This is a genomic window from Xanthobacter lutulentifluminis, assembly GCF_043194675.2.
Lineage (GTDB): Bacteria > Pseudomonadota > Alphaproteobacteria > Rhizobiales > Xanthobacteraceae > Xanthobacter.
This window is the reverse complement of record NZ_CM195525.1, coordinates 510,632-525,529: the sequence shown is the minus strand read 5'-3', so window position 1 is coordinate 525,529 and position 14,898 is coordinate 510,632. Positions and strand designations below refer to the sequence as shown.

The window sequence follows — 14,898 nt, the reverse complement described above, 5'->3', positions numbered from 1 at the left end:
GTGGCCCGGGCTCAGGACGCGGCGGCGAGACGCCGCTCCGCGCTGTGGGAGCCCACGGCGAACTCATTGACGATGTTGTCGGAAACCTTGCGGCGGCGGCCATCGATGCCGAGCTCGGGGAACAAAAGCTCGGCGACGCGGTAGGCCTCCTCGAGGTGCGGGTAGCCCGAGCCGATGAAGGTCTCGATGCCGATCTCCTGATATTCGCGGATGCGCGCGGCCACGCTCTTCGCGTCGCCCACCAGCGCGGTGCCGGCGCCGCGCCGCACCAGGCCGATGCCGGCCCACAGGTTGGGGGCGATCTCCAGCCGGTTGCGGTCGCCGGGCTGGAGCGCCGCCATGCGCGCCTGGCCCACCGAGTCCATCTCGTCCTTGAAGCGCTTCTGCGCGTTCTCGATCTGCTCGTCGGAGATGCGGGAGATGAGCTTGTCCGCCGCCGCCCAGGCCTCGGCCTCGGTCTCGCGGACGATGAAGTGGATGCGCAGGCCGAACTTCAGCTTGCGCCCGCGCCTTGCGGCGCGAGCCTGCACGTCGGCCAGCTTGTCCTTGAGCAGGTGGGGCGGCTCGCCCCAGGAGAGGTAGGTGGTGACATGCTCCGCCGCCACCTCGTGCCCGGCCTCGGAGGAGCCGCCGAACCACAGCGGGGGATGGGGCTGCTGCACCACCGGGAAATCGAGCCGGCCGTGCTGCACCTGATAGTATTTGCCGGAGAAATCCACCGTCCGCCCGGCCACCAGATCGCGCCAGATGGAGAGGAATTCGTCGGCCTGCGCGTAGCGCGCGTCGTGGTCGAGGAAGATGCCGTCGGCGGCAAGCTCGGCGGGATGCCCGCCCACCACCACGTTCAGCAGCAGCCGTCCGTCGCTGAGCCGGTCGAGCGCGGCGGCCTGCCGGGCGGCGAAGGCGGGCGAGGTCACGCCCGGCCGGAGCGCCACCAGGAATTTCAGCCGCTCGGTGGCGGTGGCGAGGCCCGATGCGGTGATCCAGCTGTCCTCGCAGCTCTGCCCGGTGGGCAGCAGCACGCCCTTGAAGCCGAGCCGGTCCACCGCCTGCGCGACCTCGCGGAAATAGGCGAACTCCGGCGGCCGCTGCCGGGTCTCCGAGCCGAGATAGGCACCGTCCCCATGGGTCGGGATGAACCAGAAGAGGTCGGGCGCGGACGGGGTCGGGACGGCGGCGGACATGGCGGCTCCTGCTTTTCCCGGCAGGATTGCGGAGAATAGTTGATATTGTCAATTGAGAATGTAGAAAAATAATCCGCTGTCGCAAGCCGGGGCGTCACGGCTGGAAAAACACGTGTCTACACAAAGTGTTGTCCGACCATGTCAACCGCGCCTGCGCGGCGCGAGCGCATTCGTGCGGACCTCGCGGGATTGACAGCCGTTGAAATAAAATTTTGTCTATCGAAAAAATGGAGATTAGTCCGCCATGTCCGCAACTCCCCTCCGCATCGGCGTGTGGGCCCCCGTCCACGGGCCGCGTGCCGCGCTCCAGGACCCGGCCGAGCCGTTCGATGCGTCGTGGGAGCACAACCGCGACACCGTGCTGGAGGCCGAGGCGCTGGGATATGACGCGACCCTCGTCGCCCAGCACACCGTGAACCCCCACCTGCCGGATCACGACCAGCTGGAGGCGTGGACCGGCTCCGCAGCCCTCGCCGCGCTCACCAGCCGCATCGAGATCATCGCCGCCATCAAGCCCTATCTCTACCACCCGGTGGTGCTGGCGAAGATGGCGCTGCAGATCGAGAACATCTCGCGCGGGCGCTTCTCCTTCAATCTCGTCAACGCCTGGAACCGCGCCGAGTTCGAGAAGGCCGGCATCCCCTTCGGCGAGCATGACGAACGCTACGCCTACGGCCGCGAATGGGTCGGCGTGGTGGAACGCCTGCTGCGCGGCGAGGCGGTGACCCATCTCGGCGAGCACTTCCGGCTCGACGACTATCTCCTCACCCCCCGCGACCTCCACCGGGCCCGCCCGCGCATCTATCTCGGCGGGGAATCCGAGCCGGCGCGCGCGCTCGCGGCCGAGCGGGCGGATGTCTACTTCATCAACGGCCAGCCCCTCGATGACGTGAAGGCCATGATCGCCGACCTCGGCGCCCGGCCGCGCGCGGCGGTGCCGCTCTCCTTCGGCCTTGCCGCCTTCGTCATTGCCCGCGAGACCGAGCGCGAGGCGGAGGAGTATCACCGCCACCTGCTCGCCCTGGCCGCCCGCGATGCGCCCGCCCGGGCCGCGCAGGCAGGCCGCACCGATCCCAACGTGGTCATGGTGAAGACCTTCGCCAAGTCGCCGCGCGTCGGCACGAATGGCGGCACGGCAGCGGGGCTCGTGGGCAGCTACGATCAGGTGGCCGAGCGCATCCGCGCCTTCCACGCCGCCGGCATCGAGCTGTTCATGCTGCAGTTCCAGCCGCTGCGCTCCGAGCTCGCGCGCTTTGCCGCCGAGGTGTTCCCGCGCCTCGGTCGGGCGGCGCCGCCGCGTCTCGTGCAGCGCCAGTCGCAGGCGGTGTGAGCGCCTGCCCGCCCGCCCCGCCAGTCCTGTTCCACACAGAATTCGCCCCGAAAGCGTCCCGTCCCGAGGTGCCCGTGACCCACGCCGATCCCACTGCAGCCCTTGCCCTGTCGGCCCTCGCCGCCGGGCCCCAGCCGGCACCGGCGCGCCCACGCCGCGCCCCGCTCGGGCGTCGGACGCTGCTCGCGCTGTCATGGGCGGCGCCGCTGCTGCTGGTGGTGGTGTGGGAGGCGCTGGCGCAGGCCGGCCATCTCTCCCCGCAGGTGCTGCCGGCGCCCAGCAAGGTGCTGCGCACCGCCTGGAAGCTCGCCACCACGGGTAGCCTGCTGGCCGATCTCGGCACCAGCCTGCTCCGGGCGGCGATCGGATTTGCCATCGGCGGCAGCATCGCCTTCGTGCTGGGCATCCTGGTCGGCTTCTCGCGCCTCGCCGAGGCGCTGGTGGACCGCAGCGTGCAGATGGTGCGGGCCATTCCCTTCCTCGCGCTCCTGCCCATGGTCATCGTGTGGTTCGGGGTGGGCGAGGGGCAGAAGATCTTCCTGGTGGCGCTGGGCGTCGCCTTCCCCATCTACATCAACACGACGCTGGGCATCCGGCAGGTGGACCCGAAGCTGCTGGAGCTCGGCCGCGTGCAGGGGCTCTCCACCTGGCAGACCATCCGGCGCATCGTCCTGCCGGGGGCGCTGCCCTCCATCCTCACCGGCGTGCGCTATTCGCTGGCCACCGCGTGGCTGGCGCTGGTGGTGGCGGAGACCATCGGCGCCCAGTCCGGCATCGGCTTCCTCGCCATGGATGCGCGGGAGTTCCTGCGCACCGACGTGGTGGTGCTCACCATCGTCATCTACGCGCTGATCGGGGTGGTGGCGGATTCCGTCGCCCGCCTGCTGGAGCGGCGGATGCTGGCATGGCATCCCAATTTCGGCGGAGCGCAGCGATGAGCGCGCTGTTCGCCGATGCCGCCCCCGCCGTCCGCGTCAGCGGACTGCGCCGGGCCTATGGCGCGCGGGTCGTCATCGACCGGCTCGACCTCGTGATCCAGCGTGGCCAGTTCGTCGCCCTCCTCGGCGAGAGCGGCTGCGGCAAGACCACGCTCCTGCGCGCGCTCGCCGGGCTCGATCCCATCGACGGCGGCCGCATCGAGGCGCCGCGCCGGCCGGCGGTGGTGTTTCAGGAACATCGCCTGCTCCCGTGGGACAGCCTGTGGCGCAACGTGGCCCTCGGCCTGCCGGCGGAGGATGCACGCGAACGCGCCGCCGCGGCGCTGGCCGAGGTGGGCCTCGGCGGGCGGCTGGACGACTGGCCCCGCAACCTCTCCGGCGGGCAGGCGCAGCGCGTGGCCCTCGCCCGCGCGCTGGTGCAGGAGCCCGAGCTGCTGCTGCTGGACGAGCCGTTCGCCGCGCTCGACGCGCTCACCCGCATCCGCATGCACCTGCTGGTGAAGGCGCTGGTGGCGCGCCACCGGCCGGGCGTGCTGCTGGTGACCCACGACGTGGACGAGGCCATCGCGCTCGCCGACCGCGTGCTCGTCATGCGGGGCGGCGCCATCGCCGCCGAGCACCGGCGTCCCGCGCCCGGGAGCCCGGCCGCCACCCGCGCCACCCTCCTCGCCGAGCTCGGGGTCGAGAACGACCTCGGCGCCGCCTGATCCCTCCCTCACCGAGATCTGCCCATGTCCTCCCTGCTGCACCCCTCGCGCCGCCATCTCCTCGCCCTCGCCGGGGCGGGTGTCGCGGCCGGCCTTCTGCCCGGCGGCGCCGCGGCCGCGCCCGACACCCGCAACACCGACACCGTGCGCCTGACCTGGGGCTTCCACGGGCTGACGCTGATCGCCAAGGAGCGCGGCACGTTCGAGAAGGCGCTGGCCGAGAAGGGCATCAAGGTGGAATGGCTGGGCCCGTTCCCGAACCACGCGCCGACCCTGCAGGCGGTGACCGGCGGCACCGCCGACTTCGGCTTCGGCGGCTCCACCACGCCAGCGCTGGCGGCCATCATCGCCGGCTCGCCGCTGGTGTTCAGCCAGTTCGTGCTCTACGAGCCGCGCACCACGGCCATCATCGCCCGCGAGGGCTCGGGCATCCAGAGCGTGCCGGATCTGGTGGGCAAGTCGGTGGCGGTCAACCGCTCCGGCCTCGGCGAGTTCCTGCTGGTGGCTGCGCTGGAGAAGCACGGCGTCGACCGCTCCAAGGTGAAGTTCGTCTACCTCAACCCGCCGGATGCCGCGCCCGCGCTCGCCTCCGGCAAGGTGGACGCATGGTCCATGTGGAGCCCGGGCGTTGATATCGCGCGGCTCGAATACAAGGCGCATGATGTCTTCGTGGAGGGGCGCGACCTCGATTTCTACATCGACTACAGCTCCTATGTGACGAGCCGCAAGTTCTCGACCGAGAACTCCGCCATCGTCCGCGCCGTTGCCGCCGCCTACGAGGCCGAGGCGAAGTGGGTGAACGGCAACGTGGTCGAGGCCGAGACCATCGTGCAGAAGCGCGCCGGCTACAGCGACGTGATCCGCGACCAGTTCATCGAGCGCCGGCGCACCTACCAGCTCATTCCGGTGTCGGACAAGGCGTTCGTGGCCAACCTGCAGAAGGCCGCCGACTGGCTGGTGGCGCGCCGCATCCTGCCCGAGCCCATCATCGTCTCCGACCATCTCGCCCAGCTCTGAATTCTGTTTGCCCCCCGTTCCAGCGTCAGGTTGTCCATCATGAACAAGCCCGTCACCGATCTCGCCCTCCGCCTGCCCGTGCCGCCCGTGGCCGAATTGTCCCAGTGGCAGCGCCTGTTCGATCACATCGGCGCCGGGGCGGCCGAGCGGGAGCTGAAGCGCATCCTGCCGTTCGAGGCGGTGGACCTGCTGAAGCAGGCCCGGTTCGGCGCCCTGCGGCTGCGCAAGGAGGACGGCGGGGCGGGCGCCAGCTTCCGCGAGCTCTACGGCCTGACGCTGCACCTCGCCGCCGCCGACGCCAACGTGGCGCACATCTTCCGCAACCACTTCACCGTGGCCGAGCAGTATGCGCGCAATCCCTATGACGCGCGCAGCAAGGCCTGGCAGGAGGCGGTGCGGGACGGCGCCATCTTCGGCCTCGCCTCCACCGAGTCCGGCTCCAGCCCGGCCGGCGGCTTCGCGCCGGACACCAGGCTCGTTCCGGAGGGCGACGGCTTCCGCCTCGAGGGTGTGAAGTATTATTCCACCGGCACCCTGTTCGCCGATTCCATGCTGGTGCGCGCGGGCGATGCCGAGGGGCGGGTGGCGGCGGTCATCATCCCCACCGCGCGCGAAGGCATCGAGATCGTGGACGACTGGGACGGGGCGGGCCAGCGCCTCACCGCCTCGGGCACCACGCGGTTCCACAATGTGCGGGTGGAAGCGGACGAGGCGGTGTTCGACACCCCCGGTCTCGGCTATGGCCTCGCCTATTCCAACACCCAGGCGCAGCTGTTCCTGACCACGGTGGTGGCCGGCATCGTGAAGGGCATCCTGGACGACGCGGTGGCGCTGGTGCGCCGGCGCAAGCGCAGCTTCTACTATGCGCCGACGCCGAGCCCGGTGGACGATCCCTTCCTGCACCAGACCATCGGCCAGATCGCCGGCAATGCCTTCGCCGCCGAGGCCATCGTGCTGGCCGCCGCCGATGCGCTGGAGCGGGCGAGCGACGCGCGCGAAGCGGGCGACGACCGGGCCGATGCCCTCGCCGCCGCCGCCGCCCGGGCTGCCGCCCAGGCGAAGCTGGTGGTGGACGATCTCGCGCTGCGCTCCGGCTCGCTGCTGTTCGAGGCGGGCGGCGCCTCCGCGACCGAGCGCAGCGCCAATCTCGACCGTCACTGGCGCAACGCCCGCACCATCGCATCCCACAATCCGGCGAGCTACAAGGCGCAGGCCATCGGCGCCTTGCTGGTGAAGGACACGCCCCTGCCGGCCAAGGGCTTCTTCTGAGGCCGGACGCGGGGCCGCGCCTGCCGCCGGCAGGATCGTGGACCCGCGCCGGCCCGCCCCGCAAGGCTGGTTGGCGGTCGCCGGTGAATCCGGCGGCCGGGCCTGTGCAGGAAGGCGATTTCCCTGAGAGATCGCTCTCGCAAGATCGGGCCCGGAAGGTGCCGGCAGCCAGAGCTTCCCGCCGCTCGGGAGCTCAGGCCGCATCCCGGGCATCGCATCGGTCATCATCTCCAGTCGAATGCAGCGCGGGGCCGGCGGGAAACCGCCGGCCCCGCATCGTTTCGGCGGCGACCTCCGGCAGTGGCGACGCCCGGTGTCGCGGACACTTCCATGTCGGCGGCCCGTTTCAGGGACCTCCCGCCGGCGAGGTCCAGCGCTCGGACGGAGACTTCCCTCATACCGGCAGACCAGGGAGCCGGCCGTCCCGCCACATGCCGCGCCCGGTTCCGCGCCTGAACCGCGCGATTACCTGTCTTTGACCATCGGACATGGCGAACGCCCCTGTAATCCGTCACCTCACCGGCTGCCCGGGCTGCTCTCTGTCGGTGGCCAAGGACGGCGCGCGACCGCGCTGGCGGCAGGATCACGTCATCCACAGGGCGGGCGGCATCATGGCACCGTTGATGGCGGTGCAAACCTCCCCTTAACGCCGGGGGCCTAAGCCTCTTGGAACGGCGCCGGTGCTGCGGATTACGGATCAGCATGTCTTCCTTCAACCGTCCTCCGAGACCCTTCCAGTTTCCCGCCTACGACTCGCAGGCGGACTATGCCCCGGGGGCTGGCTTCGGCCGGCCGGGCGCCGCCCTCGACGCCTTCGCGCGGGGCGATGATCGCGCGTTCGGCGCCGCCCATGCGCGCGCCTATCCGCCGCCGCAGGATGCCTATTCCCATGGCGCCGATTCCTATGCGACGGATGGGGTCATCGATCCGCATGAGCCGACGCACAGCTGGCTGGATCTGGAGCTCATCCCGAGCTGGCTGCGGCCGTTCACCCTCGACGCCAACACGCGCTTCACCCGCACGCCCGATCTCTATCTGCGCCCCCGCGAGGCCGAGGCCGAGGCCGAGGCGGAGGTGGCCATCGCCGCTGCGACCGAGACCGCTCCTGCGCCGGACATCTCCAGCCGGAGCTGGCATTTCGTGCTCGATCCGACCGATGACGATCCCGTCGCCGCGCCCTTCACGTCCCACTGGTCCGAGCCGCCGGCGCACCCTGCCGACACCGCCGGCGTGACCGGGGAGGCGTGTTCGGACGCCGCGACGGACTGGGATCGCCCGGCCTTCATCGAGCACGGCCTCGCCACGCCGCCGGCAGATGCGGAGCCGGCCGACACGCCCCTGCCTCACGAGCAGCAGGCGCCCGCCGATGTCATGCTGGACGGCACACAGGAGCAGGGTCTTCCACAGGCGGAGGCGCTCGCGTCGGGCTTTGTGCTTGACGCCAGCCTTCAGGCGCCCGTGATGGATGCCATCAAGGCCGGAGCGCCCGATTGTGCGTTCCTTGCCGAGGCGGAGGCCGCCGCCGTCCCCGCCTCTGTCGGCCTTGATTCCGGCGATGCCGTCACCGGCGATGGCCATGCGGCAGCGCCGGCCCTCGCCGCGATCGAGGCTGCCGACCATCGAGAAGCAGCCCCCACCGCCGTCGATCCGGACACTTCCGTCGAGGAGCCGCTGGCCCCGCACATGGCGGCGCTTGGCCGCCTCGTCGTCATCGGACGCGCGGCCCTGCCGCCGGCTCCGGCCTCGGATCAGGATATCGCCGCCGCCGCGACGCTGGCGCCCCCCGCCGCGCGGGACGACGTGCCGCCGCCGCCGGAGGCCGCAGGCGACGGCGCGGCGCCGTGGTGCGATGCCACTGCCAATGCCCCCGACGCACGCGGTGCGCAGGGCCAGGGTGAAGCCGAGGCCGCCGCGGACGCTGCGGGGACCGCTTTCCTGGACGCCGACGGCACCAGCTGGACCCCGGCCGTCGACGATTCCGCGACGTTGGAAGACGCTGCTCCGTTCGAAGACACTGCCCCGTTCGAAGACACTGCCGAACCGGTCGTCCTGACCGAAGCCTACGACCTCGCCCCCGCGGCTCCCTTCGAGCCGTTCGCAGCGGACGTCGCGCAAGAGGCTTCAGGGTCGGACGCCGACGCGATGAATTGGCCCGCCGAGGATGCTGCTGCGTTCCCGGCCGACACCGCGCCCCCGTCGCCGCCCGTCGAGGCGGCGGACGCCTTCGAGGGTATCGCCGCCGAGCCCGCCTTTGCCGAGGCCAATGCGGCCGAAGCCATGCCCATGGACGATGCGTTCCCGCTGCTTGCGGATACGGGTCTCGATGGTGCGGAGATGGGTTCGGACGTGGCCGTCGATCCGGCCATCCCGGTTCTGGCCGATGAGGCGCCGGCGGAAGCCGGGCCCGCCGCCGCGCAGGACCTCGCTTCCCCCGCGACGGGTGCGGACGATGCGGATGCGTCAGGCGCCGGGGCGGTTGCCGCTGTCGCCGCGCCGCTGGCCTCGCCTGTGGGGATCGCATCCCTGTGGTCGCCGTACCAGCAGGTGGTGACGGCGCATTTCCTCGGCGGCGCTGCCCCGTTCACGCCCGCCGCGCCGCTGCCGGCCGCGCCCGCTCCCGTTGCCTCCCATGCGCCTGTTGAGCAGCCGCCGTCCTCGCCGGCCGAAGCCGCAGTGGCGGCGGACACGGCGGGCGAAATCGTGGCCGGCTATGACCTGCCGCCGCTCGACCTCCTGCGCGAGCCGCCGGTGGTGGAGCCGGACTATGAGCTGTCCGAGGAATTCCTCGACCAGTCCTCCACCATGCTGCAGCAGGTGCTGCGCGATTTCGGCGTGCGCGGCGAGATCATCGACGCCAATCCCGGTCCGGTGGTCACCCTCTACGAGTTCGAGCCGGCGCCGGGGGTGAAGTCCTCCCGCGTCATCGGCCTCTCGCCCGACATCGCCCGCTCCATGAGCGCCATCTCCGCCCGCGTGGCGGTGGTGGAGGGGCGCAACGTCATCGGCATCGAGCTGCCCAACCGCCGGCGCGAGACGGTGTGGCTGCGCGAGCTGCTCGCCAGCCACGAGTTCGCCGAGGCGCGGCCCAAGCTCGGCCTGTGCCTGGGCAAGACCATCGGCGGCGCGCCGGTGATCGCCGATCTCGCCCGCATGCCGCACCTGCTGGTGGCGGGCACCACCGGCTCGGGCAAGTCGGTGGCCATCAACACCATGATCCTGAGCCTGCTCTACCGGCACACGCCGGAGGCCTGCCGGCTCATCATGATCGACCCCAAGATGCTGGAGCTCTCCATCTACGAGGGCATTCCGCACCTGCTCACCCCCGTCGTCACCGACCCGAAGAAGGCGATCATCGCCCTCAAGTGGGCGGTGAAGGAGATGGAGGAGCGCTACAAGAAGATGAGCCGCCTCGCGGTGCGCAACATCGACGGCTACAACGCGCGGGTGAAGGAGGCGGCGGAAAAGGGCGAGGTCATCACCCGCAACGTGCAGGTGGGCTTCGACAAGGAGACCGGGGAGGCCCTGTTCGAGGAACAGGAGATGGACCTCACGCCTCTGCCCTACATCGTCGTCATCGTCGACGAGATGGCCGACCTGATGATGGTCGCCGGCAAGGAGATCGAGGGCGCCATCCAGCGCCTCGCCCAGATGGCGCGCGCGGCGGGCATCCATCTCGTCATGGCGACGCAGCGGCCCTCGGTGGATGTCATCACCGGCACCATCAAGGCCAATTTCCCCACCCGCATCTCGTTCCAGGTGACCAGCAAGATCGACAGCCGCACCATCCTCGGCGAGATGGGCGCGGAGACGCTGCTGGGGCAGGGCGACATGCTGTTCATGGCCGGCGGCGGGCGCATCACCCGCGTGCACGGGCCGTTCGTCTCCGACGCCGAGGTGGAGCACGTGGTGTCCTACCTCAAGGCGCAGGGCGGCCCGGATTATCTGGACGCCGTGGTGCTGGACGAGGACGCCGAGGCGGACGACGAGGACGAGGCGGTGTTCGACCGCTCCGGCCTCGGCGAGGCGGGCGGCGACCTCTACGAGCAGGCGGTGGCCATCGTCATGCGCGATCGCAAGGCCTCCACCTCCTACATCCAGCGCCGGCTGCAGGTGGGCTACAACAAGGCCGCGAGCCTGATGGAGCGCATGGAGACCGAGGGCATCGTCGGCCCCGCCAACCACGCCGGCAAGCGCGAGATCCTGACCTTCTCCAGGCCCGGCTGAGGCGGGCGGCGCGCGCCGCCCGTTCCCGCCCCCGGTGAGGCGCGTCAGCGCCGCACCTTCTTTGCTGCGTGAGGCGCGCCAGAGCCGCGGTTTTTGCTGCGTGAGGCGCGCGTCAGCGCCGCGCTCTTTCCCGCGTGAGGCGCGCGTCAGCGCCGCACGAAGGTGCCGAGGCCGTTGTCGTCCAGCAGCTCCACCCGCATGCGCCCGTCGGTGAACGTCACCTGCGAGACGGAGCCGGGCGGGGCCGTCTCCTGCCCCTCCGGCCGGAAGGTGAAGGCATCGCCGCTCCAGTGGGCGAGGGTGAAGCGGCGGGGTTTGGGCCCCACGCTCAGCACGAGGCGGCCGGCCTCCTCTCGCACGGTCGCATCGCCGAAATAGGGATTGGCATAGGTGCCTTCATAGGCCGCGAGCGGGTTCGCCGGCGCGGGGTTCGCGGGCGGGGATTTGCCGGCGAGCGCGCCGAGCGGCGTGTACATCGGGTCGATCAGCGGCGCATAGGCCGCGAGCCAGTCGCGCGTGACCTCGCCGAACTGCACGAGGTCCATGAAGCTCATGGAGATGGCCTCCGGCAGGCCGACCGGCTGGGCATTGGTGAGGGTGACGATGCCCAGCCTTTCGGTGGGCAGCAGCGCGAACTCGGTGGCTGCGCCCAGGATGAAGGCGCCCGAATGGTCCAGCATCACCCGGCCGGAGGGGGTGACGCCGGCGCCGAAGCCGTAGCCGTAGAAGCCCGAACGGGCATCCGCCGCATAAGCCGGGGAGGAGATCGTCTCCGGCCGCATGGCCGGGAGCAGCGCTGCCTGCGGCACCACCTCGCGCCCCTCGAACGTGCCGCCGCCGAGCACGAAGCCCAGCCAGCGCGCCATGTCCCGCGCCGTGGAGGAGACCCCGCCCGCCGGCGCCTGCGCGTCCGGATCGCGCTGGTACTTCGCCGCGAACGCCCCATCCTGCCGCACGTGGGGCACCGCGCGGTCCGCCCGCGCCATGAAGTCGGCGAAGCGCGAGGAGGTGGCGGTCATGCCGAGCGGCTTGTAGAGCACCTCATCCGACAGGCTCGCCCAGTCGGTGCCGGCGGCGGTGGCCACCGCCTCGGCGGCCGAGGTAAGGCCGAAATTGGTGTAGGCATAGCTGGCGCGGAACGGGGCGAGGGGCAGCTCGCGCAGGCGCTCCATCACCTGCCGGCGGTCGAAGCCCAGGTCCTCCAGCTCGTCGCCGGCGTGGTCGGGCAGGCCGGAGCGGTGGCTGTAGAGATCGCCGATGGTGACGTGCGCGCCCACCCACGGGTCCTTGAGCGTGAACCACGGCAGGATCGTCTCGACCGGCGTGTCCCATTTCACCGTGCCGCGCCCCACCGCATGGGCCACCACGCCCGCCCCCACCGCCTTCGACAGGGAGGCGAGCTGGAACACCGTGTCGGCGTCCACCGGCGCGCTCTCGCCCGCCTTGCGCACGCCATAGCCCTTCACCAGCAGCGGCCGGCCCTCATGCACCACCGCCACCGCGACGCCCGGCACGCCCGACCGCTTCATGAGGTCCGCGACGATGCCGTCGAGCCGCGCCACCGCCTGCTCGATCCGTCCCGCGGGGAGGGGATAGGCCGTCACCGTCTGCGGCGGCGGGCGGGAGGCATCGATCGCAACGGCGCCGGGCAGGGTCTGTGCGGCGGCGGGTGGCGCGAGCAGCAGGGCGGCGAGGAGGGGGAGGAGAGGGCGTGGGGTGGGGCGCGGCCAGGTCTGGCGCGGCGAGGTTTTCATGGGGCGGCCTCCAGTCGGGGACGCCATGCCGAGCGCCCGTTGCAAACAGGCTTAGAGCATTTTCGAGGGAAGTGGAGACCGGTAGGCACGCAGTGTATGTGTCGCCTCACCGCGCGCTGCCGACGGGGGCCGGCAGCGACAGCGTCTGAGCCTCACATCACCGCCGCGAGCCGCGGCGTCTCGTTGGAGTTCGCGGCGCGGCCGTTCACCGGGAGGCGGACGAACACCGTGGTGCCCCGGCCCTCGATGGAGCGGATGCGCATGGCGCCGCCGTGCAGCTCCACCAGCGATTTCGCGATGGCGAGGCCGAGGCCCGAGCCCTTGTGGGTCTTGGTGAACTGGCTTTCCACCTGCTCGAACGGCCGGCCCAGGCGGGCGAGGGCGTCGCGGGCGATGCCGATGCCGCTGTCCTCGATGGCGATCACCGCCGCGGTGCCGTTCACCCGCGCCTTCACCGCGATGCGCCCGCCCTCGGGGGTGAACTTCACCGCGTTGGAGAGCAGGTTCAGGAGGATCTGCTTGAGCGCCCGGCGGTCGCCCTTGATGGCGAGGTTCTCGGCCGCCGCCATGGTCATGGTGATGGCCTTCTCGTCGCCGTTCACCGCCGTGACGCGCATGGCGTCGGCGATGATCTCGTCGAGGGCCACGTCCTCCACCTCCAGCTGCATGCGGCCCGCCTCGATCTTCGACATGTCGAGGATGTCGTTGATGACGTCGAGCAGGTAGGTGCCGGAGCCTTTGATGTCGGTGCAGTATTCGGCGTATTTCTCCGAGCCGAGCGGGCCGAACATGCCGCTCTCCATGATCTCCGAGAAGCCGATGATGGCGTTGAGCGGCGTGCGCAGCTCGTGGGACATGTTGGCGAGGAACTCGCTCTTGGCGCGGTTGGCGTCCTCGGCCTTGTTGCGCTCTTCCGAATACTTCTCCGCGAGCTCAGCCAGCTGCTGGGCCTGATGCTCCAGCGTCTGCTGGCTCTTGCGCAGGTCCGCCACCAGCGCCATCAGGCGCTTCTCATTGTCCATGAGGCGCTCCTCGTGGCGCTTCATGGTGGTGATGTCGGTGCCCACCGAGACGTAGCCGCCATCCTTGGTGCGGCGCTCGGCGATCTTCAGCCAGCGGCCGTTGGAGAGCTGCGCCTCGAACGCGCGGGAGCCTTCCTCCGGCTTGTCCTCGGGCTTCAGCGGGGTGCGGGTGATGGGGTGGCGGCCCACCGAGGCGATGGTGTCGAACGGCGTGCCGACGGCGATCGCCTCGTCGGGCAGCTCGTGCAGGGACTGGAACTTGGAATTGCAGAGCACGAGGCGGTTGTGGCTGTCCCACAGCACGAAGGCCTCGGAGATGCTCTCGATGGCGTCGCGCAGGCGCATGTCGGCGGTCACCGTGCGCTCTGCCATGCGCTGGGCCTCGGTGACATCCATGGCGATGCCGATGAGGTGGGGGCCGTCCTCGCCCGCCTGCTGCACCACTTCGGCGCGCATCCGCAGCCACACGAAGTCGCCCTTGGCGGTGCGCATGCGGAACACCCGGTCCACCGAGGCGCCGGGCCGCTCCGCCAGCTCCTGGGCCAGCTCGTAGAGGTCGCCGTCGTCGGGATGCACCAGCTTGGCGATCTCGCCGAACGAGATCAGCTCGTCCTTCCGCTCCAGTCCGAGGATCTCGAACATGGTGTCGGACCAGTACATGCGCCCGCGCGCCATGTCCCAGTCCCACATGCCGCAGCGGCCGCGGTTCAGCGCGGTGTCGATGCGCCGGCGCACGGTGTCGTAGATGGCGTCCGCCTCGCGCGCCCGGCTCGCCTGCCAGTGAAAGGAGAAGCCGAGGATCAGGAGCACCATGCCGGTGGTGGCGAACAGCGTGACGGTGAGGGTGGTCGAATCCGACCAGGTGGCCAGCGCCCGGTCCATGGGCTGGATCAGCACGATCTGGCCGAGCGGGGCAGAGAGGTTGCGCACGGTGGCGAGTGCCGTGCCGGTGCCGAACGGCACCTCCAGCACGCCGGCGCGCTCGGCGAAGATCACCAGCGGCTGCGCGGGGTCGATCAGGTCGGAAAGGGTGGCGGGGGTCTCGCCGCGCGGCGCGGAGGCGATGATATGGCCCTGCGCGTCCGTCACATAGACGCGGCGGCCGCCCTCGGTGGCGCGGGGCGGCAGGCTCTCTTCCAGCGCAGCGGGCACGCGGGCCAGCGCATTGCCGGCGCGCAGGGTCAGTCCCTCGGCGGTGGCGAGGGCGAGCAGGGAGAGATCGTCCTTGGCGTTATTGACCTCGGCGACGCGGTGGGAGTGCACCTGCACCACCGCGCCCACCCCGATCACCACCAGGAAGGTGACGATCAGCGCGGGGACGATCCGGCGCAGGACCGGCTCTGCATCGAGCAGTCGCTGGTAGGCAGGGCGCGCGATCGACCGTGCCAGACCTCGAATGGCTTGGTCGCGCGCGCCGACGCTCGCAGCGTTGGCGCGTGCCATCGCCGGTCTC

Annotated in this window: 9 protein-coding genes; 6 read left to right on the top strand and 3 right to left on the bottom strand. The window is 70.8% G+C overall.

Annotated features, from left to right (window positions below; genetic code table 11):
* Positions 1 to 11: 11 nt before the first annotated feature.
* The gene (ssuD, locus tag V5F49_RS02335; RefSeq protein WP_394114782.1) at positions 12 to 1,184 is read right to left on the bottom strand and encodes an FMNH2-dependent alkanesulfonate monooxygenase; all 1,173 of its coding nucleotides are present in this window, start codon (positions 1,182 to 1,184) and stop codon (positions 12 to 14) included.
* 244 nt (positions 1,185 to 1,428) lie between these two features.
* On the opposite strand from ssuD, the gene V5F49_RS02330 reads away from it, so the two are divergent.
* The 6 genes from V5F49_RS02330 (at position 1,429) to V5F49_RS02305 (ending at position 10,669) form a co-directional block, all read left to right on the top strand.
* Positions 1,429 to 2,514: an LLM class flavin-dependent oxidoreductase gene (locus V5F49_RS02330; protein WP_394114783.1), complete on the top strand. Its 1,086-nt coding sequence runs from the start codon at positions 1,429 to 1,431 to the stop codon at positions 2,512 to 2,514.
* Positions 2,515 to 2,588: 74 nt separating this feature from the next.
* Complete coding sequence (locus V5F49_RS02325) at positions 2,589 to 3,452, top strand: ABC transporter permease subunit (protein WP_394114784.1); 864 nt, start codon at positions 2,589 to 2,591, stop codon at positions 3,450 to 3,452.
* Complete coding sequence (locus tag V5F49_RS02320; RefSeq protein ID WP_394114785.1) at positions 3,449 to 4,159, top strand: ABC transporter ATP-binding protein; 711 nt, start codon at positions 3,449 to 3,451, stop codon at positions 4,157 to 4,159. The genes V5F49_RS02325 and V5F49_RS02320 overlap by 4 nt, the downstream gene beginning before the upstream one ends.
* Positions 4,160 to 4,183: 24 nt before the next feature.
* On the top strand, positions 4,184 to 5,176 hold the full coding sequence (locus V5F49_RS02315) for an NrtA/SsuA/CpmA family ABC transporter substrate-binding protein (protein ID WP_394114786.1): 993 nt from the start codon (positions 4,184 to 4,186) through the stop codon (positions 5,174 to 5,176).
* 39 nt (positions 5,177 to 5,215) lie between these two features.
* Complete coding sequence (locus tag V5F49_RS02310) at positions 5,216 to 6,445, top strand: acyl-CoA dehydrogenase family protein (protein ID WP_394114787.1); 1,230 nt, start codon at positions 5,216 to 5,218, stop codon at positions 6,443 to 6,445.
* A gap of 702 nt (positions 6,446 to 7,147) precedes the next feature.
* The gene (locus V5F49_RS02305; RefSeq protein WP_394114788.1) at positions 7,148 to 10,669 is read left to right on the top strand and encodes a DNA translocase FtsK; all 3,522 of its coding nucleotides are present in this window, start codon (positions 7,148 to 7,150) and stop codon (positions 10,667 to 10,669) included.
* Positions 10,670 to 10,815: 146 nt separating this feature from the next.
* On the opposite strand, the gene V5F49_RS02300 is transcribed toward V5F49_RS02305, so the two are convergent.
* Complete coding sequence (locus V5F49_RS02300) at positions 10,816 to 12,423, bottom strand: serine hydrolase (protein WP_394114789.1); 1,608 nt, start codon at positions 12,421 to 12,423, stop codon at positions 10,816 to 10,818.
* 152 nt (positions 12,424 to 12,575) lie between these two features.
* Positions 12,576 to 14,888: a sensor histidine kinase gene (locus V5F49_RS02295; protein WP_394114790.1), complete on the bottom strand. Its 2,313-nt coding sequence runs from the start codon at positions 14,886 to 14,888 to the stop codon at positions 12,576 to 12,578.
* Positions 14,889 to 14,898 lie beyond the last annotated feature (10 nt).